Source organism: Symplocastrum torsivum (genome assembly GCF_059505465.1).
Genome location: NZ_JCACKQ010000043.1, coordinates 1 through 21,877, shown reverse-complemented (window position 1 = coordinate 21,877; position 21,877 = coordinate 1). Strand labels below are relative to the sequence as shown.

General features: G+C 47.1%; 32 protein-coding genes and 1 tRNA gene. 8 read left to right on the top strand and 25 right to left on the bottom strand.

From position 1 onward, the window contains the following. Window positions 1-174: 174 nt before the first annotated feature. The 24 genes from rpsK to rplC all read right to left on the bottom strand — a co-directional run bounded on the left by rpsK (window position 175) and on the right by rplC (window position 12,986). Window positions 175-567 (bottom strand): 30S ribosomal protein S11, encoded by a 393-nt coding sequence (gene rpsK, locus AC5JL3_RS13440; RefSeq protein WP_192221958.1) that lies wholly within the window; start codon window positions 565-567, stop codon window positions 175-177. A 42-nt stretch (window positions 568-609) separates the two neighbouring features. Continuing rightward, the gene (gene rpsM, locus AC5JL3_RS13435) at window positions 610-990 is read right to left on the bottom strand and encodes a 30S ribosomal protein S13 (protein WP_192221957.1); all 381 of its coding nucleotides are present in this window, start codon (window positions 988-990) and stop codon (window positions 610-612) included. A gap of 58 nt (window positions 991-1,048) precedes the next feature. Further along, on the bottom strand, window positions 1,049-1,162 hold the full coding sequence (rpmJ, locus tag AC5JL3_RS13430; protein WP_192221956.1) for a 50S ribosomal protein L36: 114 nt from the start codon (window positions 1,160-1,162) through the stop codon (window positions 1,049-1,051). A 110-nt stretch (window positions 1,163-1,272) separates the two neighbouring features. Then, window positions 1,273-1,497, bottom strand: coding sequence for a translation initiation factor IF-1 (gene infA / locus AC5JL3_RS13425; protein ID WP_008191178.1), 225 nt, complete (start codon window positions 1,495-1,497; stop codon window positions 1,273-1,275). A gap of 177 nt (window positions 1,498-1,674) precedes the next feature. After that, a complete protein-coding gene (locus AC5JL3_RS13420; RefSeq protein ID WP_496074954.1) occupies window positions 1,675-2,226 on the bottom strand; it encodes an adenylate kinase in 552 nt (183 codons plus the stop codon). Between the two features lie 92 nt (window positions 2,227-2,318). Beyond that, window positions 2,319-3,662 carry a preprotein translocase subunit SecY gene (secY, locus tag AC5JL3_RS13415; protein WP_192221954.1) on the bottom strand — a complete coding sequence of 448 codons (1,344 nt, stop codon included), beginning with the start codon at window positions 3,660-3,662 and terminating at the stop codon, window positions 2,319-2,321. A gap of 38 nt (window positions 3,663-3,700) precedes the next feature. Continuing rightward, complete coding sequence (gene rplO / locus AC5JL3_RS13410; protein WP_192221953.1) at window positions 3,701-4,177, bottom strand: 50S ribosomal protein L15; 477 nt, start codon at window positions 4,175-4,177, stop codon at window positions 3,701-3,703. Window positions 4,178-4,255: 78 nt separating this feature from the next. Beyond that, window positions 4,256-4,777: a 30S ribosomal protein S5 gene (gene rpsE, locus AC5JL3_RS13405; protein WP_192221952.1), complete on the bottom strand. Its 522-nt coding sequence runs from the start codon at window positions 4,775-4,777 to the stop codon at window positions 4,256-4,258. Between the two features lie 94 nt (window positions 4,778-4,871). Beyond that, window positions 4,872-5,234, bottom strand: a complete 363-nt coding sequence (gene rplR, locus AC5JL3_RS13400; protein WP_496074953.1) for a 50S ribosomal protein L18 — start codon at window positions 5,232-5,234, stop codon at window positions 4,872-4,874. Between the two features lies 1 nt (window position 5,235). Beyond that, window positions 5,236-5,775 carry a 50S ribosomal protein L6 gene (gene rplF, locus AC5JL3_RS13395; protein ID WP_192221950.1) on the bottom strand — a complete coding sequence of 180 codons (540 nt, stop codon included), beginning with the start codon at window positions 5,773-5,775 and terminating at the stop codon, window positions 5,236-5,238. A 62-nt stretch (window positions 5,776-5,837) separates the two neighbouring features. After that, the gene (gene rpsH / locus AC5JL3_RS13390; protein ID WP_192221949.1) at window positions 5,838-6,239 is read right to left on the bottom strand and encodes a 30S ribosomal protein S8; all 402 of its coding nucleotides are present in this window, start codon (window positions 6,237-6,239) and stop codon (window positions 5,838-5,840) included. Between the two features lie 22 nt (window positions 6,240-6,261). Beyond that, window positions 6,262-6,807, bottom strand: a complete 546-nt coding sequence (gene rplE, locus AC5JL3_RS13385) for a 50S ribosomal protein L5 (protein WP_192221948.1) — start codon at window positions 6,805-6,807, stop codon at window positions 6,262-6,264. A 113-nt stretch (window positions 6,808-6,920) separates the two neighbouring features. Continuing rightward, a complete protein-coding gene (rplX, locus tag AC5JL3_RS13380) occupies window positions 6,921-7,280 on the bottom strand; it encodes a 50S ribosomal protein L24 (RefSeq protein ID WP_242058727.1) in 360 nt (119 codons plus the stop codon). Next, on the bottom strand, window positions 7,280-7,648 hold the full coding sequence (rplN, locus tag AC5JL3_RS13375; RefSeq protein ID WP_192221947.1) for a 50S ribosomal protein L14: 369 nt from the start codon (window positions 7,646-7,648) through the stop codon (window positions 7,280-7,282). Before rplN ends, rplX begins: the two co-directional genes overlap by 1 nt. Before the next feature lie 86 nt (window positions 7,649-7,734). Then, window positions 7,735-7,986 carry a 30S ribosomal protein S17 gene (rpsQ, locus tag AC5JL3_RS13370; RefSeq protein ID WP_496074952.1) on the bottom strand — a complete coding sequence of 84 codons (252 nt, stop codon included), beginning with the start codon at window positions 7,984-7,986 and terminating at the stop codon, window positions 7,735-7,737. 5 nt (window positions 7,987-7,991) lie between these two features. Continuing rightward, on the bottom strand, window positions 7,992-8,246 hold the full coding sequence (rpmC, locus tag AC5JL3_RS13365; RefSeq protein ID WP_496074951.1) for a 50S ribosomal protein L29: 255 nt from the start codon (window positions 8,244-8,246) through the stop codon (window positions 7,992-7,994). A gap of 3 nt (window positions 8,247-8,249) precedes the next feature. After that, window positions 8,250-8,669, bottom strand: coding sequence for a 50S ribosomal protein L16 (gene rplP, locus AC5JL3_RS13360; RefSeq protein WP_192221944.1), 420 nt, complete (start codon window positions 8,667-8,669; stop codon window positions 8,250-8,252). Window positions 8,670-8,748: 79 nt separating this feature from the next. Next, window positions 8,749-9,474 (bottom strand): 30S ribosomal protein S3, encoded by a 726-nt coding sequence (rpsC, locus tag AC5JL3_RS13355; protein WP_192221943.1) that lies wholly within the window; start codon window positions 9,472-9,474, stop codon window positions 8,749-8,751. Window positions 9,475-9,540: 66 nt separating this feature from the next. Next, window positions 9,541-9,906, bottom strand: a complete 366-nt coding sequence (gene rplV, locus AC5JL3_RS13350; protein WP_192221942.1) for a 50S ribosomal protein L22 — start codon at window positions 9,904-9,906, stop codon at window positions 9,541-9,543. A gap of 48 nt (window positions 9,907-9,954) precedes the next feature. Further along, on the bottom strand, window positions 9,955-10,233 hold the full coding sequence (gene rpsS, locus AC5JL3_RS13345; protein ID WP_192221941.1) for a 30S ribosomal protein S19: 279 nt from the start codon (window positions 10,231-10,233) through the stop codon (window positions 9,955-9,957). A 97-nt stretch (window positions 10,234-10,330) separates the two neighbouring features. Then, entirely contained in the window at window positions 10,331-11,194 is an 864-nt protein-coding gene (gene rplB, locus AC5JL3_RS13340; protein WP_496074950.1) for a 50S ribosomal protein L2, read from the bottom strand. 122 nt (window positions 11,195-11,316) lie between these two features. Beyond that, window positions 11,317-11,619: a 50S ribosomal protein L23 gene (locus AC5JL3_RS13335; RefSeq protein WP_496074949.1), complete on the bottom strand. Its 303-nt coding sequence runs from the start codon at window positions 11,617-11,619 to the stop codon at window positions 11,317-11,319. Beyond that, on the bottom strand, window positions 11,612-12,244 hold the full coding sequence (gene rplD / locus AC5JL3_RS13330; protein WP_496074948.1) for a 50S ribosomal protein L4: 633 nt from the start codon (window positions 12,242-12,244) through the stop codon (window positions 11,612-11,614). The genes AC5JL3_RS13335 and rplD overlap by 8 nt, the downstream gene beginning before the upstream one ends. Window positions 12,245-12,350: 106 nt before the next feature. Next, a complete protein-coding gene (rplC, locus tag AC5JL3_RS13325; RefSeq protein ID WP_192221937.1) occupies window positions 12,351-12,986 on the bottom strand; it encodes a 50S ribosomal protein L3 in 636 nt (211 codons plus the stop codon). 614 nt (window positions 12,987-13,600) lie between these two features. On the opposite strand from rplC, the gene AC5JL3_RS13320 reads away from it, so the two are divergent. From AC5JL3_RS13320 to AC5JL3_RS13285, 8 genes are all read left to right on the top strand, one after another. Then, complete coding sequence (locus AC5JL3_RS13320) at window positions 13,601-14,074, top strand: NAD(P)H-quinone oxidoreductase subunit N (protein WP_496074947.1); 474 nt, start codon at window positions 13,601-13,603, stop codon at window positions 14,072-14,074. 147 nt (window positions 14,075-14,221) lie between these two features. Continuing rightward, window positions 14,222-14,827: a vWA domain-containing protein gene (locus AC5JL3_RS13315; protein WP_192221935.1), complete on the top strand. Its 606-nt coding sequence runs from the start codon at window positions 14,222-14,224 to the stop codon at window positions 14,825-14,827. Between the two features lie 111 nt (window positions 14,828-14,938). Next, entirely contained in the window at window positions 14,939-15,424 is a 486-nt protein-coding gene (locus tag AC5JL3_RS13310) for a salt stress protein, Slr1339 family (protein WP_496074946.1), read from the top strand. Window positions 15,425-15,686: 262 nt separating this feature from the next. Continuing rightward, window positions 15,687-16,292 (top strand): vWA domain-containing protein, encoded by a 606-nt coding sequence (locus AC5JL3_RS13305; protein WP_192222036.1) that lies wholly within the window; start codon window positions 15,687-15,689, stop codon window positions 16,290-16,292. A gap of 241 nt (window positions 16,293-16,533) precedes the next feature. Beyond that, window positions 16,534-17,091 (top strand): VWA domain-containing protein, encoded by a 558-nt coding sequence (locus tag AC5JL3_RS13300; RefSeq protein ID WP_496074987.1) that lies wholly within the window; start codon window positions 16,534-16,536, stop codon window positions 17,089-17,091. A gap of 279 nt (window positions 17,092-17,370) precedes the next feature. Continuing rightward, window positions 17,371-18,780 (top strand): Light dependent period protein LdpA domain-containing protein, encoded by a 1,410-nt coding sequence (locus AC5JL3_RS13295; RefSeq protein ID WP_496074945.1) that lies wholly within the window; start codon window positions 17,371-17,373, stop codon window positions 18,778-18,780. A gap of 167 nt (window positions 18,781-18,947) precedes the next feature. Beyond that, the gene (locus AC5JL3_RS13290; RefSeq protein ID WP_496074986.1) at window positions 18,948-20,669 is read left to right on the top strand and encodes a R3H domain-containing nucleic acid-binding protein; all 1,722 of its coding nucleotides are present in this window, start codon (window positions 18,948-18,950) and stop codon (window positions 20,667-20,669) included. 319 nt (window positions 20,670-20,988) lie between these two features. Continuing rightward, window positions 20,989-21,061: transfer RNA gene (locus AC5JL3_RS13285), tRNA-Gln, on the top strand. Between the two features lie 24 nt (window positions 21,062-21,085). On the opposite strand, the gene AC5JL3_RS13280 is transcribed toward AC5JL3_RS13285, so the two are convergent. After that, complete coding sequence (locus AC5JL3_RS13280) at window positions 21,086-21,760, bottom strand: DUF2834 domain-containing protein (protein ID WP_496074944.1); 675 nt, start codon at window positions 21,758-21,760, stop codon at window positions 21,086-21,088. Between the last annotated feature and the right edge of the window lie 117 nt (window positions 21,761-21,877).

Here is a 21,877-nt window from a genome sequence, read left to right as displayed (position 1 = left end):
CTCCCTTATTCATAAAACCCCACGGAAAGCACTCTTATCGTGCCCCCTTGTACATTCTTCCTGAAAAATCAGGTGTAATGTCTCAATAACTGAAGCACCAGCAGGTTGGTTTCTTGTGAAAAACTTCCCGGCTGACACTATGCGTTAGATATTTGAATCCCAACCGATAGTGGCTTAAACTCGACGCCGCTTGGGTGGGCGGCAGCCGTTGTGGGGAATTGGTGTCACATCCCGGATCAAGGTAATTTCAAGCCCTGCGCCTTGAATGGCTCGAATCGCCGTTTCTCGACCCGCTCCTGGACCACTGACCATCACTTCGATTTGACGCATTCCCTGGTCAACGGCTCGACGAGCTGCACCATCGGCAGCCGTTTGAGCGGCAAAAGGCGTTCCTTTTTTCGCTCCTTTAAAACCACTGGAACCCGCTGATGCCCAGGAAACGACATCACCTCTGGTATCAGCAATTGTAACGATTGTGTTGTTGAAAGTGGACTGGATGTAAGCCACTCCATTAGGTACATTGCGTTTTTGCTTTTTTGCACCTGTTTTCTTAGTTGGTCGCGCCATGTCGCTTGATAAAACTCGTGTTGGTTTAACAGAACAAATGGATTACTTCTTAGCGGGTGCCTTTTTCTTACCAGCAATAGCAACACGCCGACCTCGGCGAGTTCGGGCATTAGTACGAGTTCGTTGCCCCCGTACTGGTAGTCCTAAGCGATGACGACGCCCACGATAGGTGCCAATGTCAACCAACCGCTTGATGTTCATTGACTCCAAGCGTCTCAGGTCGCCTTCCACCTGATAATTTTCTACCGCCCCTCTAAGGGCTGCTACATCGGAATCGCTTAAATCCTTGACCCGTATATCTGGATTAACTCCTGTTGCTGCCAAAATTTCTTTAGACCGCGACAGACCGATTCCATAGATATAGGTCAGACCAATTTCTACTCGCTTGTCGCGAGGAAGGTCTACACTGGCAATCCGTGCCACGCTTTTTTCCCCCTATTTCTTGGTTTTGTGCTACAAATTAGTCTTAAGAGCCTATGGGCTATCCCTGACGCTGTTTATGCTTAGGATTTTGGCAAATCACCATAACCCGACCGCGTCGCCGAATTACCCGGCATTTCTCACAAATTTTTTTGACGGATGCTCTAACTTTCATGCCTTTTTTGGCCACACTGCAAGCACTGCATTATATCATTTTTTGAGGTTTGATTGTCAATCAATATTGAATTGATTAGACCATTGAGTAAAGATAAGAACGTTCTAATCCTATTTTTTACGAAGGCGGTAAGTAATTCTACCTTTCGTTAAATCATAGGGTGTCAGTTCGACTTTAACGCGATCACCTGGCAGGATTTTGATATAGTTACGGCGGATTTTTCCCGAAATGTGAGCAAGGACATTAAAGCCATTATCGAGATCAACGCGAAACATCGCGTTTGGCAGTGACTCTGTCACTGTGCCTTCCATTTCAATTAAGTCTTGTTTAGCCAATGTGTTCAAACCTCAATTCTGTTAATCACCCCCATTCCAGACTGATGGATGTTGTTCTAGGGAGTCTTAACATATTTTATCAAATATGCAAGCAAAACGGCTGAGTTACCGACCCCACTGTTAAGCTCCAAGAGTGGGGTAACAGAAGTAATCAGTTTTCTGTTAACCAGAAAGAGCCTAGGCGCTGACGACCTGCTTTAAGGAGTCTGTGACTTCCGCCAAAGAGCGATCGCCATCCACTACTCTCAAAACCGATCGCTCACCGTAGAAATCAATTAAAGGGGCAGTTTCCTTCCGATAAACCTCTAACCGTGTACGAATCGCCTCTGGGGTGTCATCTGAGCGTCCTCGTCCTAACAGCCGATTAACTAAAACCTCATCTGGAACATCCAGGTTGACACAAGTGCAAGTTTGGTGTGTTTCCTGCATTAAGTCATCCAAGAAAGCGGCTTGGCTAACATTTCGTGGAAAGCCATCTAAAATCCAGCCCCTTTGAGCATCAGCTTGACTGAGGCGATCGCGCACTAGATCAAGCAGCAACTCATCAGGAACCAACTCACCCTTATCCATATAGGCTTTAGCCTGTTGACCTAGAGGCGTTTGATCGGCAACCGCACTTCGTAAAATCTCTCCCGTAGAAATATGAGGGATATTCACCAGCTCAGCCAAAAGTTTTGCCTGAGTGCCTTTTCCTGCTCCTGGAGGTCCTAAGAAAATTAATCGTGTCATTCGTTATTGGTTATTGGTTATTGGTTATTGGTTGTTGGACAGTACTTAGTGCAAGAGTCCCAAGTAACTAATCACTAACAACCAATAACTGTCTACTCCTTGACCATACCTTCGTAGCGCTGCGAAATCACGTAGGTCTGAATTTGCTTAGCGGTGTCAATCGCGACACCCACCAAAATCAGCAACGAGGTTGCTCCTAATCCCCGGAAGGTTGGAACATTAGTCGCGCTCTCCACAGCCGTGGGTACCACAGCCACTAAGCCTAAGAATATGGCTCCCAAGAATGTTAAACGGTTCAATACCCGCTCAACATACTCACTAGTAGCTCGACCCGGACGAATACCCGGAATACTCGCTCCCATTTTCTTCAGGTTTTGCGCCATATCCACTGGATTCACAATCAAAGAGGCGTAGAAGTAGCTGAAGAACACAATCAAGACTAAATAGACCAAGACATACAACCAAGGGGTCTGACCATTCGGGTTCATGTAATTTGAAACTTGAACCAGAACTTGGTTGATTGGCGCTAAAAATTTGTTATTAGCATTACTAGCTGTGAACTGAGCGAGTGATGCAGGGAGAATCAGAACCGCCGAAGCAAAGATAATCGGCATAACGCCACCCTGATTTAACCGCAAGGGCAGGTAGCTTGTCCGCTCACGGTAGAGCCTTCGTCCTACTTGACGTCTTGCGGAAATAATTGGAATGCGGCGGGTTCCCTCTTGCACAAAGACAATCCCGACAATCATCACCAGGAAAACTAGCAGCAAGATCACTACCTTACCGACTGTTTCACGACCACCCGTCTGAGCAAACTCAATGGTTTGACCTAAGGTAGTAGGCAACGCCGCCACGATATTGACAAAAATCAACAGCGAAGCCCCGTTACCGATACCACGCTCAGTGATTAACTCTGATATCCACATCACGAACATGGAACCAGCCGTTAGCGCTAGTGCTGTTTCAGCAACAAATAACGGTCCGCGAGTAGTAGTGGCAAAGCGCTCTACCCACAGAGCAATCCCAATACTATTTGCTATTGCCCATCCGACAGCGACATACCGCGTAATTTGAGAGATTTTTCTTCTGCCCGCTTCTCCTTCATTCTTCTGTAAGTTCTCCAGAGAAGGGATTGCAGCTGTTAGCAGTTGCAGGATAATCGAGGCATTAATGTAAGGCAAGATTCCTAGAGCAAAAATCCCTAAGGCAGAAAGTCCACCTCCAGAGAAAATGTCCAAAAATCCAATAACTGGGCTGTTTTTAATGGCTGCGGCAAAGCTTTCCCGGTCAATACCTGGTACAGGTAAGAAAACACCAAGGCGAGCTAAAATCAGCAGACCAATGGTCACAAGCAGCCGACCTCTAAGGCCAGCTGCTTGTGCCATTTGCATAAAAGTCTCTTGAGCAGTTGGAGCTTTGTCTCGACTTACGACCATAAAGGGCTACCTCTACAGAATATTGGCGTGGGTTAGCACTAGGCACTGGCGCGAGTCCAGACCTTTCGACCCTCTATCACTTCACAGCTACCACCAGCCGCCTCAATTTTACTGCGGGCACCCGCCGTGAAGGCTGCCGCTTTAACGTTGAGCGGAACGCTCAGTTCCCCGTCGCCGAGAAGTTTTAGCGGACCATCATTGGTTGTAACAATACCTACCTCCATTAAGGAGGTCAATGTTACTTCTGTATCAGCCGGGAGTGATGCTAATCTACCCACGTTGATCGTAGTGTAATGTTTAGGGTTGATGACCGTAAAGTGCTTTAACTTAGGCAGACGACGGTACAACGGCATCTGACCCCCTTCAAAACCCGGTCGTGTACTCCGACCGGAGCGTGATTTTTGACCCCGCATCCCTAGTCCAGCACTAGCCCCTTGACCAGCCGCGATCCCGCGACCAACACGGCGTCGGCGTTTCTTGGAGCCTTTTTGGGGCACTGCATCATTTAGTCTCATAATTTTCGTGTCAGTTGTCAGGTGTCAGGTGTTAATCGTCAGTTGTCCTTGTGCGACTGACCAATAACTTAAATCTGATTAGGCGTAAAGGTTCTCAATCGGAACACCTCGTTCTTCAGCCACTTCAGAAAATGTGCGTAGCGAATCAAGAGCGTTGATAGCGGCTCTAGCATTGTTCAATGGGTTATTGGAACCCAACTGCTTAGCCAGAATATTACGAACCCCAGCTAATTCAAGTACGGTACGCACAGCACCACCAGCAATTACACCAGTTCCAGGAGCTGCGGGTCGCATCATCACCTTAGCTCCAACAGCAGCACCGTTGGATGGGTGAGGAATGGAATTAGATTTGGTTAAGGGCACATCAATTAATTGCTTTTTCCCATCAGCAACCCCCTTGCGGACAGCACCAATAACATCACTGGCTTTGCCGACACCAACACCAACTTGTCCCCGTTCATTGCCCACGACGACAATCGCACGGAAGCTTAATTTTTTACCGCCTTTGACAACCTTACTGACACGACGGATTTGAATAACCCGTTCTTGCCAAGTAGTGTCTTTTTCTTTAGCGCGGCTACTTTTTCTACGAGTTGCCATAGTTTTGTTAGTTGTTCGTTGTTAGTTGTTCGTTGTTAGTTGTTCGTTGTAGTCAATTACTCTATTTATTGACTTATGATGCATGACCAACAACTTAAAATTCGAGCCCGGCTTCACGAGCGGCTTCAGCAAGGGCTTTGACGCGACCATGGTAAAGATTACCACCTCGGTCAAAGACAACTTTTGAAATGCCTTTTTCAATGGTTCGCTGAGCAATTAACTTGCCAACCTCAACAGACGCTTCACAAGTTGCCCCGGATTCTACATTCGATTTTAAAGCCGGCTCTAGAGTAGAAGCAGCAGCTAAGGTATGTTGTAGATTGTCGTCAATTACCTGCACATAGATATGCTGATTGGAGCGAAACACGGCTAGTCGAGGACGCTCTGCCGTACCCGTTACCTTTCGACGTACTCGGTGATGCCGCCGCCGTACCGATTCTTTACGAGTCAGTTTCATCTTACTTCTTACCTGCTTTACCTGCTTTACGTCTAACTACTTCACCGGCATAACGAATGCCTTTGCCTTTGTAAACTTCCGGTGGGCGGACAGCACGAATGCGGGCGGCTGTATTACCCACGATTTCTTTGTTAATCCCACTAACAATCACGTTAGTGTTGCCTTCTACTGCCAGTTGAATACCTTCAGGAGGGACAATTTCAACGGGTTTGCTATAACCGACGTTTAGAATCAGGTTGCGACCTTGAACTTGCGCTCGATAACCAACGCCTTGGATTTGCAACCGCTTTTCAAAACCGTTGGAAACCCCTTCAACCATGTTGGCGACCAAAGTGCGAGACAGTCCATGGCGCTGACGAGCTATTCGAGACTCATCCCGACGTAATACCCGTATTGTCTCACCTTCTTGCTCGACTGTTACTTGCTCTGGCAGAACTCGATCCAGTTCTCCTTTAGGACCTTTAACAGCAACATGTTGACCGTCAATCTTCACGGTTACTTTGCTGGGAATGTCTATGATGCGCTTGCCAATACGAGACATGACTGCGATTGTCCTTTGTCAGTTGCTAGTTGTTCATTGCCTATTGCTATGAACCGTAACGATTACCACACGTAGCACAGCACTTCGCCACCAATTCCTTGACGTCGTGCTTCTCGGTCGGTCATGATGCCACTGGAAGTGGAGATAATAGCAATGCCAATACCCCCTAGTACCCTTGGTAACTCTTGGCGGTTGGAATAAACTCTCAAACCCGGTTTACTAACACGCTTTAGAGCTGTGATAATGGGCTGGCGGTTTTTGCCTTTGTATTTTAGGGAAACCACTAAGTATTTTTTAATACCTTCCCCTGTTTCTTCAAAATCAGCAATAAAGCCTTCGTCTTTGAGTACTTTGGCAATACTGCGGGTCATTCTTGTTGCTGGTACATTCGTCGTTTGTTGCTGCACTAAGCACGCATTCCGAATGCGAGTTAGCATATCTGCAATTGTGTCGTTTGCCGCCATTTTTGTTTCCTATGCTTACAGCTTAGTTCTCCCGGAAAGGCATACCCATCTCTTTGAGTAAGGCTCGACCTTCTTCGTCGGTGTGTGCTGTTGTGATAATTGAAATATCCATGCCTCGAATCTGATCAACGCTGTCGTACTCTACCTCTGGAAAGATGAGTTGCTCTCGAACACCAAGGGTATAGTTACCACGACCATCGAAGCTTTTGGGACTAACACCACGAAAGTCACGAATTCTTGGTAGAGCTAGGTTAATTAATCGATCAAGAAACGAGTACATACGCCTTGAACGTAGGGTAACCATGACACCAACAGGCATTCCCTCTCGAATTTTAAAACCCGCGATCGCTTTTCTGGCTCGTGTTACCACAGGTTTTTGACCTGTAATGATTGCCAATTCATTCAAAGACGATTCCAATGCCTTGGCGTTCTGAGAGGCTTCCCCTAATCCTCGGTTGACCGTGACTTTTATAACTTGGGGAACTTGATGGATATTTTCATATCCAAACTGCTCTTTGAGTTTTGGGACTATCGTTTCTTGGTAGAGAGTCTTCAGTCGATCTGCCATATTTTTGTCCTTTTCACCCCTGGGCTTAGTCAGGGAAATATGTTTTATCCGTTGTCAGCCGTTAGTTGTCAGTTGGCTCACTACTAATCAAATGACAAATAACTCATGACTAATTAGTCGATAATTTCACCCGTTTTTTTTAGCATCCGCACCTTACGACCCTGATCGTTAAAGGTGTAGCAGATACGGCTGGCGACTTTTTGCTTATTGGAGTAAAGCATGACGTTGGAGCTGTGGATGGGAGCCTCGACGGTAACAATTTGACCTGTTTCACCTTCCTGCTGAGGCTTGACATGCTTAGTTTTGATGTTAACCCCTTTGACAATAACCGCGCTTTTCCTTGGTAATGTCTGCAAAATTTCTCCAACTTTGCCTTTATCTCGACCAGCAATCACCTGAACGGTGTCGCCCTTTTTAACATGCATTTTGTAGCGCACTGAAGTATTCTTCGCGCCCATCAGTTTACTTGCCATCAGAGTACCTCCGGAGCGAGGGAAACAATTTTCGTGAAGTTTTTGTCGCGCAATTCCCGCGCCACAGGTCCAAAAACACGGGTTCCCCGTGGGTTTCCGTCAGCGTTGATGATGACGGCAGCATTGTCGTCAAAGCGAATACTCATACCGCTGTCTCGGCGTAGCCCTTTGCGGGTACGAACAATTACAGCCCTTACAACGTCTGACTTTTTGACTGCCATGTTTGGGATTGCATCCTTCACCACGGCAATGATCACATCACCTACACCGCCATAGCGACGGTTTCCTGCGCCTAACACACGAATGCACATCAATTTTCGTGCCCCGCTGTTGTCAGCGACATTCAGGTAAGTTTCTTGTTGAATCATGGGTGAACCTCCTTTTTAGTTGTTAGTTGTTAGTTGTTAGCTGGTGTGTTGTTAGTTCTCCAAAAACTAAAAACTAACAACTACGCTTAGGCTTGAGTTGCCCTGCTGAGGATTTCAGCAACCGTCCAGCGTTTGGTACGGCTTAAGGGTCGGGTTTCGCGAATCCGAACGCGATCGCCCTCTTTGCACTGATTTTCCTCATCGTGAGCTTTGTAGCGCTTTGTACGGACTACGATTTTCCCGTATTTGGGGTGGGCGGTCCGGTTTTCTACAGCGACAACAACGGTTTTAGTCATTTTGTCGCTGACAACCAGACCCACTCGTTCTTTAACTGCCATTGGGGTTACTCCTCTTGTGCATCAGGTTGTGGGGCTCCAGTCGCTGACGGTTCAGCCGCCGTAGCAAGTTGACGCTCCCGTTCAACGGTCATCAACTGGGAAATCCGGTGTCGAGTGTGCTTAAACAGATGCGACTTTTCCAAACGTCGGGTGGCTTGTTGCATCCGCAAGTCAAACAGTTCGCGCTTTGCAGCGAGAATTGCATCAGCCAGTTCCTGATCACTTAAATTTCTGGCATCTTCAATCTTGGGCAGAGGCATGACTTATACCTGTTCCCCTTCACGGGTAATGAACTTCGTTTTAATGGGCAACTTATTAGAAGCGAGACGCATCGCCTCACGGGCAATTTCTTCGGAAACTCCGGCAATTTCGTAGAGGATTCGACCCGGTTTCACAACGGCAACCCAAAATTCTGGATTACCTTTACCTGAACCCATCCGGGTTTCAGCAGCACGCTGCGTCACGGGTTTATCCGGGAAAACACGAATCCAGATTTTGCCACCCCGGCGGATGTAGCGAGTCATCGCTCGACGACCCGCTTCAATTTGTCGCGCTGTAATCCAGGAGGGTTCTGTTGCTTGCAGAGCGAAGTCACCAAAGTTCAACGTACTACCACGAGTGGCTACACCGGACATTCGTCCGCGCTGCTGTTTACGGAATTTTGTTCTTCTAGGACTTAACATGGTTCGTTGTTTGTTGTTTGTTGTTTGTTGTTTGTTGCTTGTTAAAGATGATCAATAACTAACAATCAACAACTAATAACTACTCATTTGAGCGATCTTCAAATTGCTGACGACGCCGTTGTTGACGACGACGGGGTTGAGCCGCTGCAGGAGTCGGCTGTTCTTCTTGTCCGGGAATGATTTCTCCTTTAAAGACCCAAACTTTTACGCCTAAAATTCCGTAAATTGTTTTCGCTGTGCGGTAGGAGTAGTCAATGTTGGCTCGGAGGGTATGCAGAGGTACCCGTCCTTCGCGAGTCCATTCGGTTCGAGCGATTTCTGCTCCATTTAACCGACCACTTACCTGAATTTTAATGCCCTGAACATCGGCGCGTTGCGCTCGTTGAATGGCTTGACGCACTACCCGCCGGAAGGAAACCCTTCGCTCTAGTTGTTGTGCAATGTACTCAGCAATCAATTCGGCATCGGCATCTACTCGTGCGACTTCAATGACATTGATGCGAATTTGACGATTACTGCCCAACGCTTGCTGAAGACCAACGCGCAAGTTATCAATTCCACTACCGCCACGACCGACGACAACGCCAGGTCGAGCGGTATGAATTTCTAAGTCAATTTGGTCAGCTTTGCGTTCAATCCGGATTTCAGAAATCCCAGCGTTGTTGAGTTTTTCCTGAACGTATTGACGAATTTTGTGGTCTTCTTGTAATACTTCTGGATATCGCTTGGTGTCTGCAAACCAGCGAGAGCGATGCTCTTGGGTGATACCCAGTCGTAAACCAATTGGATGAATTTTTTGTCCCACGAATCTTTCCTTTCCTTGTCAGTTGCCAGTTGTTAATCGTTAGTTGTCACTTGTATCGCTACTGACTCATGACTTTGCATCAACTTGGGGAGAAACAGCCACTGTGATATGGCATGTTGGCTTACGAATTTGGTAAGCACGACCTTGCGCTCTTGGTCGAAAACGCTTTAAGCTGGGTCCCATATCAGCATAAGCTTGAGTGATGACCAATCCCGCTGGGTCAAGACCAGCATTATGCTCAGCGTTTGCTACAGCGGAGCGTAAGACTTTCAAGACGGGATCACAAGCTCGGTAAGGCATAAATTCTAGAATAATCAGGGCTTCCCGATAGGAACGCCCTCGAATTTGATCAAGAACTCGCCTTACTTTAAAGGGAGACATTCGGATGTAGCGAGCGATCGCTTTTGTTTCTGCTGTAGTATCTATTGCCATAGTTTTATTCGCTCTAAAAAGCTGTGAGGGAATGACCTCTCAAACCTTCTAACGACCAGCCCTCCGGTCGCCTTTAGCATGTCCACGGAATGTGCGAGTTGGCGCAAATTCTCCAAGCTTATGCCCCACCATTTGCTCGTTGATAAAAATTGGGACATGGGTTCGTCCGTTATGAACTGCGATCGTGTGACCAATCATCTGGGGCAAAATTGTCGAGGCTCGTGACCAGGTTTTGATAACCTGTTTTTCACCTTTGGCATTAAGAACTTCAATCTTAGTGAGAAGACTATCAGCGACAAAAGGACCTTTTTTTAAAGAACGACCCATAATGAACGTACCTACTGTTTACTTGGTTGTTAGCTGTTAGTTGTTAGTTTTTAGTGAGGATAACCGTCTAAACACTAACAACTAACAACTTTCTCTTCTATGACTGACGACCACCACGTCCGCGCTTCGAGGTTTTCCGCCGACGCCGGACAATTAAAGAACTGCTTTGCTTCTTTGGCTTGCGAGTTTTTGCACCCAAGGCTGGTTTGCCCCAAGGTGTCACGGGTCCAGATCTCCCGATAGGCGCTCTTCCTTCACCACCGCCATGTGGGTGATCCACCGGGTTCATGACACTTCCTCGCACCTCTGGGCGGCGTCCTCTATGGCGATTGCGACCAGCTTTGCCCAAACTAATGTTTCTATCCTCAATGTTGCCCACCTGTCCAATCGTTGCGTAACATTCCCGACGCACCATTCGGACTTCACTGGAGGGAAGCTTGAGCGTTACATAATTGCCTTCTTTTGCAACAACTTGAGCAGTTGCTCCAGCCGCACGAACAATTTGCCCGCCTCGCCCCGGTCTCAGTTCAACATTATGAACGCTCGTTCCTAGAGGAATATTTCTTAAAGGTAAAGCGTTGCCAACTTCTATAGGTGCTTCGGGTCCAGACAGAATTGTTGTACCTACTGCTAACTTATCGGGATGAAGAATATAGCGTTTTTCTCCGTCCTGATAGTAAATTAGTGCGATTCGGGCATTCCGATTGGGGTCGTACTCGATAGCAGCAACTTTGCCTGGGATATTGTGCTTATCACGCCGAAAGTCAATCACTCGATATAGACGCTTGTGACCGCCACCACGACGACGACTAGTAATCACGCCGCGATTGTTACGACCCTTGACGCGATGATTAGACTGTGTTAGAGATTTTTCCGGTTCACTGCGCGTAATCTCGGCAAAATCTGAGATAGTACCCTGACGAGTACCAGGAGTATATGGCCGATAAGAACGGATGCCCATAACGAATATCCTTTACTTGCTTTATCTCTGGGGCTTGGTAATTGGGCAGTAGTGATTAGGGATTGGGATGAAAGCGATTAAAGCTTCACACTTGGTACTTTCCCAAGTCCGCTACCCCAGTCCTATACTTCTGGGAACAGGGTAATCGAGTCTCCTGTCTTTAAGGTCACAACTGCACGTTTGTATTGCGGCTTGTAACCGACAAATTTGCCGACCCGGCGCTTTTTGCGTGGTGGACGGAGGGTATTGACGCTGGTAACCTTGACATCAAATAGGCTTTCAATCGCCGCTTTGATTTCTGGTTTGGTGGCTTTGAGAATTACTTCAAAGACATATTTATTCTGCTCTAAAAGCAGGGTTGCCTTTTCTGTAACAATCGGGCGAAGCACTAAATCAGCAAGGTTGCGGGGGTCGTACTTACTCACTGTAAACCTCCTGAATTTTGGCAAGGGCAGTGTTAGTTGTCACGATTTTGTCAGCGTTAAGGATGTCATAGACATTCAAACTGGTCGCCGAGATCAACTTAACCGTTGAAAGATTACGCGCTGACAAATAAACCATTTCTTCTAGTTCAGGCAGAATTAAAAGTACTTTTGATTCTGCTGTGATGCCCCACCGTGCGAACGCTCCTATCAGTTCTTTAGTCTTTGGTCGTGGCAGTTGGGCAGCAAAATCCTCAACCACAATTAAATCTTCAGTACGGCTCTGAAACGCTGTTCTTAGAGCCAGTCGGCGTTCTTTGCGGTTCATTTTGATGTTGAAATCTCTGGGCTTAGGTCCAAAGATCACACCACCACCCCGCCATAGTGGGGAACGAATCGAACCTGCACGCGCCCGACCTGTTCCTTTTTGCCGCCAAGGCTTGCGTCCACCTCCACTCACTTCTGCACGAGTTTTGGTAGAGACAGTTCCTTGACGAGAATTCGTCATTTGCCGCACCATCGCTCGGTGAACAATGTGAGCGGCACTCTCTTCTTTTGCAACTCGCAAGTCTAAGGTTGCCTGTCCAACCTCTTCCCCTTGCCAGTTCCGCACTACACAATCAACCATAACTTTACGTCCTTAGTCCTTAGTCCTTAGTCCTTAGTCATTCCTCTTTTTGTCCATGGTTCACATTGCGGATTCATTGCCGTGAACGCTGAACCCTGAGCCGTGACTATCGACCAACCTGTTTAGCCGGGGTGATGCTCAAAAGCGCCCCAGGCTTGCCAGGAACTGCGCCTTTAATCAGAAGCAAGTTACGGTCTGCATCTACACGCACTACCTCAAGCTTACGAATCGTGACGCGATCGCCGCCCAATCGACCAGCCATTCTCTTCCCCGGAAACGTGCGACCCGGCGTTGTTCCGGCTCCAGTCGAACCAGGCTGGCGGTGATTTTTGGAACCATGCGCCATCGGTCCCCGCTTAAAGTTGTGACGTTTCTGATAACCAGCGAACCCACGACCGATACTTGTTCCACTGACATCAACGATTTGACCATTACTGAACAGGCTCGCGTTGACTGCCTGACCCAATTCAAATTCACTCGTATCATCCAAACGATACTCGCGTAGGTGTCGCAGTGCTGGCGCACTGGATTTGGCAAAGTGCCCCATTTCAGGCTTAGACAGTGCCTTGGGCTTGACTTCTTGATAACCAACTTGAACAGCCGTGTAGCCATCCGTTTGCTTGGTTTTGATTTGTGTCACAGTGCATGGACCGGCTTGGACGATAGTGACAGGAAGCGCTCTTCCTTCGTCATCGAACACTTGGGTCATGCCGAGTTTTGTGCCGAGGATACCGACAGACACAGGTTTCTCCTTCTTATATAGTCATTACAGTGAGAATAACTAGCGGTATTCAGTGAATCCGCGCTACCTCACAAACTTGTCAATATAACCTCCAGACAGCAATCTCTTCAGCCGAAGAAAAAAATATGTCCTTTGGTAGCCCTTCAATCTTTAAGAGCTAGATTGTGCGAACCGCTTTAACGAGTTAGTACTAACTAACCCTGTCGCCTTAACTCGTCAGGACTTAAGTCTTAATAGCCCCAGTATCCTTAACGTGGCGAAAGTTCAAGTAGGTCTAAGTATAGAAGCTGTCAGTCAAAGAACCTTGCAAATTCTCTTACATTAAGGGTATTTGCCTTTACCGTTAGGTAGAACAAATAACGCCTGTAAGGACTTCCCAGTTTTGAACCTGTGGTTCAAAGACCAGAGCGTATCCTGACCTCAGTTGCTTCCACGCAACCTTCGTTTTATCACAATTTTAAACTATACAATGATTTTCCTGTCTTTGTCTAGTGAGTCACTTTACTTTCAGCAAATTGATCGCAGTTGAGGGATTGAAGGGCGTAATCTGCCCATCATCTATAATAAACTGCTAACGATAGTTTATAAAACTTAAGGCGGAATCGGAGTTAGAGATGGCACTTATTACAACAGGCAGCTCATTCATCCGCGACATAGAGCAGTCGGGCGCATTGGCAATGTATGTGCCCTTAGAAGGAGGATTTGAAGGGCGCTACCGCCGTCGGTTGCGCGCAGCAGGCTATACCACCTTGAACTTTAGCGCTAGAGGGTTGGGTGACTTAGCCGCTTATCTAACTGGTGTCCACGGTGTTCGTCCTCCTCATTTAGGTAAGAAAGATATTCGGGTTTATTATCTGCCGCCTGTAGTGGGCTACCAATTAGAAAATCTGCCTCCTAAATCAAAAGGATTAGTACTCTGGATTATTGAAGGTTCGATTTTGTCTCAGCAAGAAGTGGAATACTTAACCACATTGCCCAAACAGGAACCGCGAGTGAAAATAGCTGTGGAGATGGGAGGCGATCGCGCTTTCCGTTGGACACCACTTAAAAATGCGTTACCTGGACTCTTGTCAGCAGGTACTCCCTAACCTCTACCACTACAGCGGCGAGTTCTTAGGCTGGTGTAATTAGCTCAACATCTTATACTGCCGCCTTTATCACCCCCAAGCGACTTAGCTCAGATTTCAGGTTTTGATACCCTTGAGACAGACTGAGAAGATTGGGGGTAAATTATTTTGCTAGAGCAGCGTGACTACACATTAATTATTGATAAAAGCGGCAGTATGTCCGTTAGAGATCAGCCATCTAGTAAAAGCCGCTGGGAAGTTATGCAGGAAACTACCCTGGCATTGGCAAGTAAATGTGAAGAACTCGATCCAGATGGCATTACGATTTACTTGTTTTCTGGTCGCTTTAAACGCTACGACAACGTCACTTCCAATAAAGTCCCGCAGATCTTTCGCGAAAATGAGCCTTCTGGACGGACTGACTTAGCTAGTGTGCTGCTAGATGCAACCAATAGCTATTTTCAGCGCAAGGCGAGTGGTCAAACTAAGACAAACGGGGAGACAATTTTAATAGTGACTGATGGTGAGCCGGACGACCGCAAAGCCGTCATGAAAGTAATTATTGAAGCGTCACGACGGATGGATCGGGATGAAGAACTTGCCCTGTCCTTCATTCAAGTTGGTACAGATGCACAAGCTACTAAATTTCTCAAAATCTTAGATGATGAGTTGCAAGGTGCTGGGGCAAAGTTTGACATTGTAGATACAGTAACCATGGATGACATGGAAGACATGACTTTGTCAGAAGTCTTACTTAACGCCATCACTGATTAGGTGTAAAAAAGTATCAAGAGAATTAGCAGTTCATCGAGAGAGGCTCTATATGCTGGAAAATCGGGACTACACGCTCATTTAGGAGAATCTCTATTAACTGAGGGTCAAAGAATGGAATCTATAGATGATTTATTGGCACAAGTTAAAGCCGAGTATCAGGAACAAGACCAAGGGATAAAACCCAAGAAAAAGCCTCTCTTCAACGAGGAAGAATTTAAATCTCCTCCACCTGCTGCACCGACTTACCAATCTCAACCTTTGCAACAAAGTTGGGTATCTCCTGCCCAGGACAGTTTGTTGTCACAGGTTAAAGCTGAGTTTGAAGAAAAACAGCAAGCTGAGGAACTCCAAAAACAGCAGCAACTCAGAGAAGAACAACTCCGAAAAGAGCAACAACTTCGAGAAGAACAACTTCGAGCTGAGCAGAGGAAGAAAAGGCAACGGGAGGCACTCACTCAAGAAGCAACAGAGTGGCTAAAAAATCTCAATCCTCGTTCAGAAGAAGGAATGTGGTTTGAAGATTTTTCTTATTCCTATTCCTCCAAACTAGAAGCAGCTATTGATTATCTGCAAGCTTTACGAGAAACTCATCGGTAATCGTCAAACATTTAGAAGTGAAAAAAACTGATAGCCGATCGCAAACAGTATCGGCATTTTATTTGGAATTTTACCTAGATTAGGCTTCTTGCATAAATTGGAACGTCAAGGGTGATAACTATTACAGCAATTTAGCAAGAACTGATTGTTCGTAAGAGATCACTCTATTGAAACCGACAGGTTGGTTGGAGAGTCGTATAGGCTTAGATCAGGAATGCAATGCTGACGATTGTAGGGGGTTGTTCTTTGAATGGGAGGTTCAATTATGGAAGATCGTGACTACACACTAATCATTGACAAAAGCGGCAGTATGTCAACCCCAGACCAGCCTGGTGGAAGAAACCGCTGGCAGACAGCCCAAGAGTCTACCCTGGCATTGGCACGAAAATGTGAACAGTTTGACCCGGATGGCATTACTGTTTATCTATTTTCTGGTCGTTTTAAACGTTACGACAATGTAACTTCCGATAAGGTCAACCAAATCTTTCAAGAAAACGATCCAATGGGTACCACTGACCTTGCAAGTGTCCTGAAGGATGCGACTGACAAGTACTTTCAACGCAAGGCAGCAGGGGAGACAAAACCAAATGGGGAAACGATTTTGGTTATAACGGATGGGGAACCGGACGATCGTAAAGCGGTGATGCGAGTGATCATTGAAGCCTCGCGGCATATGGATCGGGATGAAGAACTAGCAATTTCGCTAATCCAGGTTGGTAGTGATGCTACAGCAACTCGGTTTCTCAAAGCATTGGATGATGAACTCCAAGGGGCTGGAGCAAAATTTGATATTGTTGACACAATTACCCTGGATGACATGGAGAACCTGACGTTGGCGGAAGTGTTGCTAAATGCCATCAATGACTAAGAACTAGCTTTGACCATTGGTTACCTCAAGTTTGCACAATCGAGTACCAATGGTCAGCTATGCCACATTTAATTTGCCTAGAGATAGGCATCAGGAGTCTTGCTACCACGCTTGTTTTGACTTGCTTAAGTGGCAAGTACTGTGGGAAGTAAGTTAGCCTATTGCCTTGATTTTTTCCTCGAAGGAGGCTTTTACTGTGCAAAACCGAGATTACACACTAATAATTGACAAAAGCGGCAGTATGTCCACTCCTGATCAATTGGGTGGAAGAAGTCGTTGGGATGCCGCACAGGAATCTACCCTGGCATTGGCGAGAAAATGCGAACAGTTTGACCCAGATGGCATTACTGTGTATGTATTTTCAAGCCGCTTCAAACGCTACGACAATGTGACTTCTAGTAAGGTTGCACAAATTTTTCAAGAAAATGACCCAGCAGGGACTACAAACCTTGCGGCTGTGCTGAAAGATGCGGCTGACCGATATTTTCAGCACAAAGCCTCTGGGCAAACAAAGCCAGGTGGCGAGACGATTTTGGTGATCACAGATGGTGAGCCAGATGACCGCAAAGCTGTAATGGTTGCGATTGTTGAAGCATCACGCCAGATGGAACGGGATGAAGAACTGGCAATTTCAATGATTCAAGTCGGTAACGACGCTACAGCAAGTCAGTTCCTCAAGGCATTGGATGATCAGTTGCAAGGTATTGGAGCAAAGTTTGATATCTGTGACACGCTCACGATTGATGACATGGCAGATGTGACCTTATCAGAAGTGCTGCTCAATGCCATCAGCGATTAGACGGGATAATTTATCCGAGTTTGTCGATAAATGAAAAAAACTTAATCATTGGCGAGACGCTACGTTCTCGCTATTTTTTTGCAGATGTTTAATGACTCAACCACTAGATTTGGCGTGAGTCTTAGAGAGGGTTCGCTACATCTATACATATGGGTAAAGGAAATTGGCGATCACACCCATCAAAAGACCTAGCCAGTGATGTCACCCCTACGGCTTTTCGCCACTTAAGGTCGTAAAATTTACCTCCCAATTTTTTTAGTAACGATTTAGCATATAGGGGTGACTGAACTGTACTATCCCTTGCATTCCCTAAGGGAGGGTCACTGGTTTAAGCTCATCTGCGGAGCGAGCTTCCAACACCTCCCTGCTGTCCGAAATCTTACCTTGGCTTACACTCTCGCTGGTGCTGATTGCATTGATGTCGCAGCTGACCCAGCGGTAATTGCAGCGGCTAAAGAAGCCATAGAAGTTGCCAGTGAACTAGGTGAGGTGGCTCAAGTGCGAGGGTTTGGATTCCGAAGCCGACCCTGGCTAATGGTGAGCTTGAATGATGGGGAAGACCCACATTTCCGCAAAGCTGAATTTAATCCAGAGTTGTGTCCAGCAGACTGCCCTCGTCCCTGCGAAAAGATTTGCCCAGCACAAGCTATCGTTTTCCAAAAAGCTAGTGACCACACACAGAGAAAGAAGGAGAAAGAGGGAGCACAGGAGGGTTCCCGAATCCCGAAGTCTCAACCCCAAATCGGCAGCAGACAGATTGCTCAGAGGGAAAGCCATTCGATAGCCGATATCCAACAGCCAAAATCGGATCAGCATTTCTCTGGAGTCATTGACCAACAGTGTTACGGCTGTGGTCGTTGCCTACCTGTTTGCCCTAGTGAGCTAATTTATACGCGCTCCTATGTATCAGCTCCGGAAGCGATCGCACCGCTAATTCTCCGAAGTGGTGTTGATGCTCTGGAAATCCATACACAAGTTGGGCATTTTGCAGATTTTCAACGGCTGTGGAACGCGATCGCGCCGTGGGTCGAAAAGCTCAAGCTCTTAGCAATTAGCTGTCCTGATGATGACGGTTTGATTGAGTACCTATGGTCACTTTACGAACTCATCACACCTCTACCCTGTGCCCTCGTTTGGCAGACTGATGGTCGTCCGATGAGTGGCGATATTGGTGCTGGCGCGACAAGAGCAGCTGTAAAACTCTCTGACAAAGTCATTGCGGCGGGGTTACCGGGATATGTACAGCTAGCTGGTGGTACCAACAACCATACCGTGGCAAAACTCAAAGCAGCAGGGCTACTTAAGGAGTGGGGAATGGGGAATGGGGAATGGGGAATGGGGAATGGGGAATGGGGAGACATAACAGAAAAAATTCCCTTCTCCCCGGTTTCTCCCTGCTTCAAAACGGATACGGTTACCTCGCCCTTAGTCACGGCTCCCCACGGCCAACATTATGTTGCAGGTATTGCTTATGGTAGTTACGCTCGTGTATTACTTTCACCGATTCTAGACAAATTAGAAGAATTGAATGGCGAAGACGTTGAGAGAAATCTTGTTTCACATCAAAGCCCTGCCTTCGGGCACCTTGAAGCCTTACCTGAATTGCTTTGGCAGGCGGTGGCAAGTGCCCATTCTCTCGTTTCGCAGCTAAAGTTCAGAAAAAAACTGCCGCAACCGTTACCTAACTAAACCAAAAAGTTTAGTAAAAACAAATTTTCCAGCCCACCGACAAAAGCAGCGATCGCTGTCTTTGATGCGAGCATATGGTGAATTTCCACAGTATCAATCCCTCTGATCAACAACTGTTTTCTAATCAAGAAGCGCCAGTAGTGGACGAAAACCTCATTTCAAACAGGATGCAGATTACAGACGACCTCCAAAAGTTGCTAGAGATTTTGCCTGAGCAAATTCGCTCATCAGTAGAGCAACACCCACAGCGAGACAGCTTGATTGAGGTGGTCATGGATCTTGGCCGCTTCCCAGAAGTGCGTTTTCCTGGCAAGGCGGAGTATCTCTCCGACATACCCGTCACTCAGGAACAGTTGAATTATTGCGTTGAGCGAGTGGGACACTTCAGCGGCGATAATCGGGCTGGAATTGAGCGAACTCTGCACCGGATTAGTGCAATTCGTAATCGCCCTGGTGAAATTATTGGCTTAACTTGTCGTGTTGGTCGAGCCATCTTTGGCACGATTGGCATGATTCGTGACTTGGTAGAAACGGGTCAGTCAATTCTCATGCTGGGGCGTCCGGGTGTTGGCAAAACAACGGCTTTGCGGGAAATTGCCAGAGTCTTAGCTGATGATTTGCACAAACGAGTTGTGATTATTGATACTTCCAATGAAATTGCGGGTGATGGCGACATTCCCCACCCAGCGATTGGGAGAGCGAGACGAATGCAAGTCGCCCGTCCGGAACTTCAGCATCAGGTGATGATTGAGGCGGTGGAAAACCATATGCCCGAAGTCATCGTGATTGATGAAATTGGTACAGAACTCGAAGCATTAGCTGCTCGTACCATTGCGGAGCGAGGTGTTCAGTTAGTGGGAACGGCTCACGGGAATCAAATTGAAAACCTGATTAAAAACCCTACCCTCTCTGATTTAGTTGGGGGTATACAGGCGGTAACACTGGGAGATGATGAAGCGAGACGCCGAGGCTCTCAGAAAACCGTTCTAGAGCGTAAGGCACCTCCAACGTTTGAAATTGCAGTGGAAATGCTAGAGCGGCAGCGCTGGGTAATCCACGAGAGCGTTTCTGACACGGTTGATGAGTTGCTCAGAAGTCGTCAACCGAATCCACAGGTGAGAATGGTAGATGACACTGGGAAGGTGATGATTACCCGTGAGTTTCCTAGTGCTCCGGTAGCAACACCACCGAACAGAAATGTTCTCTCCTCTTCCATGACAAGACCAAATGGCTGGCGCTCATCCGGGCAGATGAAGCCACTGTCGCGTCAGGCACCAGAGCGGACTTCTGAAAATCGTTATTTTGAACAGTTGCTCGATCAATCTTGGCAGCAGCAAGACGGGTTGGGCAGTGGGATGCGGATGCCAGGCCCAAATGGAGAGGATTTGCCACTGCATGTTTATCCTTACGGTGTCAGCCGCCATCAATTGGAGCAAGTCATCCGGGTACTAAACTTGCCCGTAGTCTTGACAAAAGACCTGGATAGTGCAGATGCGGTTCTGGGTTTGCGATCGCACGTCAAAAATCACGGCAAGCTTCGCTCAATTGCCAAAGCGCGTCAGGTACCTATCCATGCTGTAAAAGCCAGCACCATCCCTCAGATTACCCGCGCTTTGCGGCATCTGTTGGACATGGACGACCCTAGTATGCCAGATGAGGCTGACTTGCGCTTATTTACCGAAAGTGGCACAGAAGACGAAATTGAGGCACTAGAGGAAGCCCGTCTTGCGGTTGAGCAAATCGTGATTCCCAAAGGGCAACCTGTGGAATTGCTGCCGCGATCGCCAAAAGTGCGTAAGATGCAACATGAGCTAGTCGAACACTATCGCCTTAAGTCTGACAGTTTCGGCGATGAACCCAATCGGCGCTTACGCATTTATCCTGCCTAAGTTGGCTTGGCACTTCAACCCTACATAAGACAACTAAGTAACGTTTTTGAATAGAGGGCTTGCAGAAATTGAAGTTGCAAGCCCTCTATAGCAGAAAGCCGTCAGCTATCAGCTATCAGCTTTTTCGTTTTCCTCGCTCTCTTTTGGTTTCAGACACCTGAGCTGTACCTCATCTCGCCAGGAAACCGCTATATCAATTTGTACAGTTAACGAACTTTTCCCTTCCCAATCTTCCCGCTCACCCAAATTTATCTAAAACTCATCGAATAACTTGACATTCCTTGGGCATTAATTGCTAGAATCATCAAGGTGAAGCCAATGGGGTGTAGCCAAGTGGTAAGGCAGCGGGTTTTGGTCCCGCCATTCCCTAGGTTCGAATCCTAGCACCCCAGTTGAAATTGAAATTATTCCAGTGCTTAAACTGGCTGCTGACTACCAGCCGCTACCTCATCCCCAGAATCTGGGAGAGATGGGCGTAGACAAAGATACAGTAGTGGTCCAACTAGAGGTACTAGCGCTACCGCCCAAAATACTTGGGAATTTTTCCAACCACGTCGTGCCATATCATCGCCTAGAAGTGTTGGGAACAAGAGGCACAATAGGCAAAAATCCAAACTCATGACATGAATGAAGCGGTTGGTTTGCCACTGCTGAGCAAAATCTCCCCAATTGCCTTTAAGTAACCCGAAGCTCAACAAACCCAAAGTTCCTAAAGTAAGGGCAACACCAAGCCAGCGAGAATCTAACGCCTTTAGGAAGGTGCCCTTAGAGCCAGTAAACTCGTGATTCGGTTGGCGTAGCGCCAGATAGGGCAACAAGGCAAACGCTCCTACACCAAACGATACTGTGGCAAAGAGCCATGCAGGGATTTTCTGCTGTCTGCCATCAATAAACATCAATGCCCCATAAATCATCGGCCAGATACCCATGATGTTGAATAGGGCAATGATTAACGGGTTAATCCCTTCCCACTTACCTGTGGAAAGATTTTTAATCAGTTCTGGGGTTTCAGGTTGGTTGGGAGGGGCAAGAAGAAAGGCATAAGTGATAACACCAAGCCAAAGTAACCAAAATCCAATTTTTCTGCTCATACAGGATAACTAAGCCAAGCCAGTCGATTACCCTACAGATTTTCTAGGAAAGGCGGGTCTAAATAGGGCTTGCTGCACAAAGCCGAAACCCTTAGCCATCAATAGTTTAAGCGGGAT

Coding starts and splice junctions, on each gene's coding strand:
- rpsK (WP_192221958.1), bottom strand. CDS start 567: ATGGCGCGACCAACTAAGAAAACAGGTGCAAAAAAGCAAAAACGCAAT.
- rpmJ (WP_192221956.1), bottom strand. CDS start 1,162: ATGAAAGTTAGAGCATCCGTCAAAAAAATTTGTGAGAAATGCCGGGTA.
- AC5JL3_RS13420 (WP_496074954.1), bottom strand. CDS start 2,226: ATGACACGATTAATTTTCTTAGGACCTCCAGGAGCAGGAAAAGGCACT.
- secY (WP_192221954.1), bottom strand. CDS start 3,662: ATGGTCGTAAGTCGAGACAAAGCTCCAACTGCTCAAGAGACTTTTATG.
- rplO (WP_192221953.1), bottom strand. CDS start 4,177: ATGAGACTAAATGATGCAGTGCCCCAAAAAGGCTCCAAGAAACGCCGA.
- rpsE (WP_192221952.1), bottom strand. CDS start 4,777: ATGGCAACTCGTAGAAAAAGTAGCCGCGCTAAAGAAAAAGACACTACT.
- rplR (WP_496074953.1), bottom strand. CDS start 5,234: ATGAAACTGACTCGTAAAGAATCGGTACGGCGGCGGCATCACCGAGTA.
- rplF (WP_192221950.1), bottom strand. CDS start 5,775: ATGTCTCGTATTGGCAAGCGCATCATAGACATTCCCAGCAAAGTAACC.
- rpsH (WP_192221949.1), bottom strand. CDS start 6,239: ATGGCGGCAAACGACACAATTGCAGATATGCTAACTCGCATTCGGAAT.
- rplE (WP_192221948.1), bottom strand. CDS start 6,807: ATGGCAGATCGACTGAAGACTCTCTACCAAGAAACGATAGTCCCAAAA.
- rplX (WP_242058727.1), bottom strand. CDS start 7,280: ATGGCAAGTAAACTGATGGGCGCGAAGAATACTTCAGTGCGCTACAAA.
- rplN (WP_192221947.1), bottom strand. CDS start 7,648: ATGATTCAACAAGAAACTTACCTGAATGTCGCTGACAACAGCGGGGCA.
- rpsQ (WP_496074952.1), bottom strand. CDS start 7,986: ATGGCAGTTAAAGAACGAGTGGGTCTGGTTGTCAGCGACAAAATGACT.
- rpmC (WP_496074951.1), bottom strand. CDS start 8,246: ATGCCTCTGCCCAAGATTGAAGATGCCAGAAATTTAAGTGATCAGGAA.
- rplP (WP_192221944.1), bottom strand. CDS start 8,669: ATGTTAAGTCCTAGAAGAACAAAATTCCGTAAACAGCAGCGCGGACGA.
- rplV (WP_192221942.1), bottom strand. CDS start 9,906: ATGGCAATAGATACTACAGCAGAAACAAAAGCGATCGCTCGCTACATC.
- rpsS (WP_192221941.1), bottom strand. CDS start 10,233: ATGGGTCGTTCTTTAAAAAAAGGTCCTTTTGTCGCTGATAGTCTTCTC.
- rplB (WP_496074950.1), bottom strand. CDS start 11,194: ATGGGCATCCGTTCTTATCGGCCATATACTCCTGGTACTCGTCAGGGT.
- rplD (WP_496074948.1), bottom strand. CDS start 12,244: ATGGTTGATTGTGTAGTGCGGAACTGGCAAGGGGAAGAGGTTGGACAG.
- AC5JL3_RS13320 (WP_496074947.1), top strand. CDS start 13,601: ATGGCACTTATTACAACAGGCAGCTCATTCATCCGCGACATAGAGCAG.
- AC5JL3_RS13310 (WP_496074946.1), top strand. CDS start 14,939: ATGGAATCTATAGATGATTTATTGGCACAAGTTAAAGCCGAGTATCAG.
- AC5JL3_RS13300 (WP_496074987.1), top strand. CDS start 16,534: ATGTCCACTCCTGATCAATTGGGTGGAAGAAGTCGTTGGGATGCCGCA.
- AC5JL3_RS13290 (WP_496074986.1), top strand. CDS start 18,948: ATGCAGATTACAGACGACCTCCAAAAGTTGCTAGAGATTTTGCCTGAG.
- AC5JL3_RS13280 (WP_496074944.1), bottom strand. CDS start 21,760: ATGAGCAGAAAAATTGGATTTTGGTTACTTTGGCTTGGTGTTATCACT.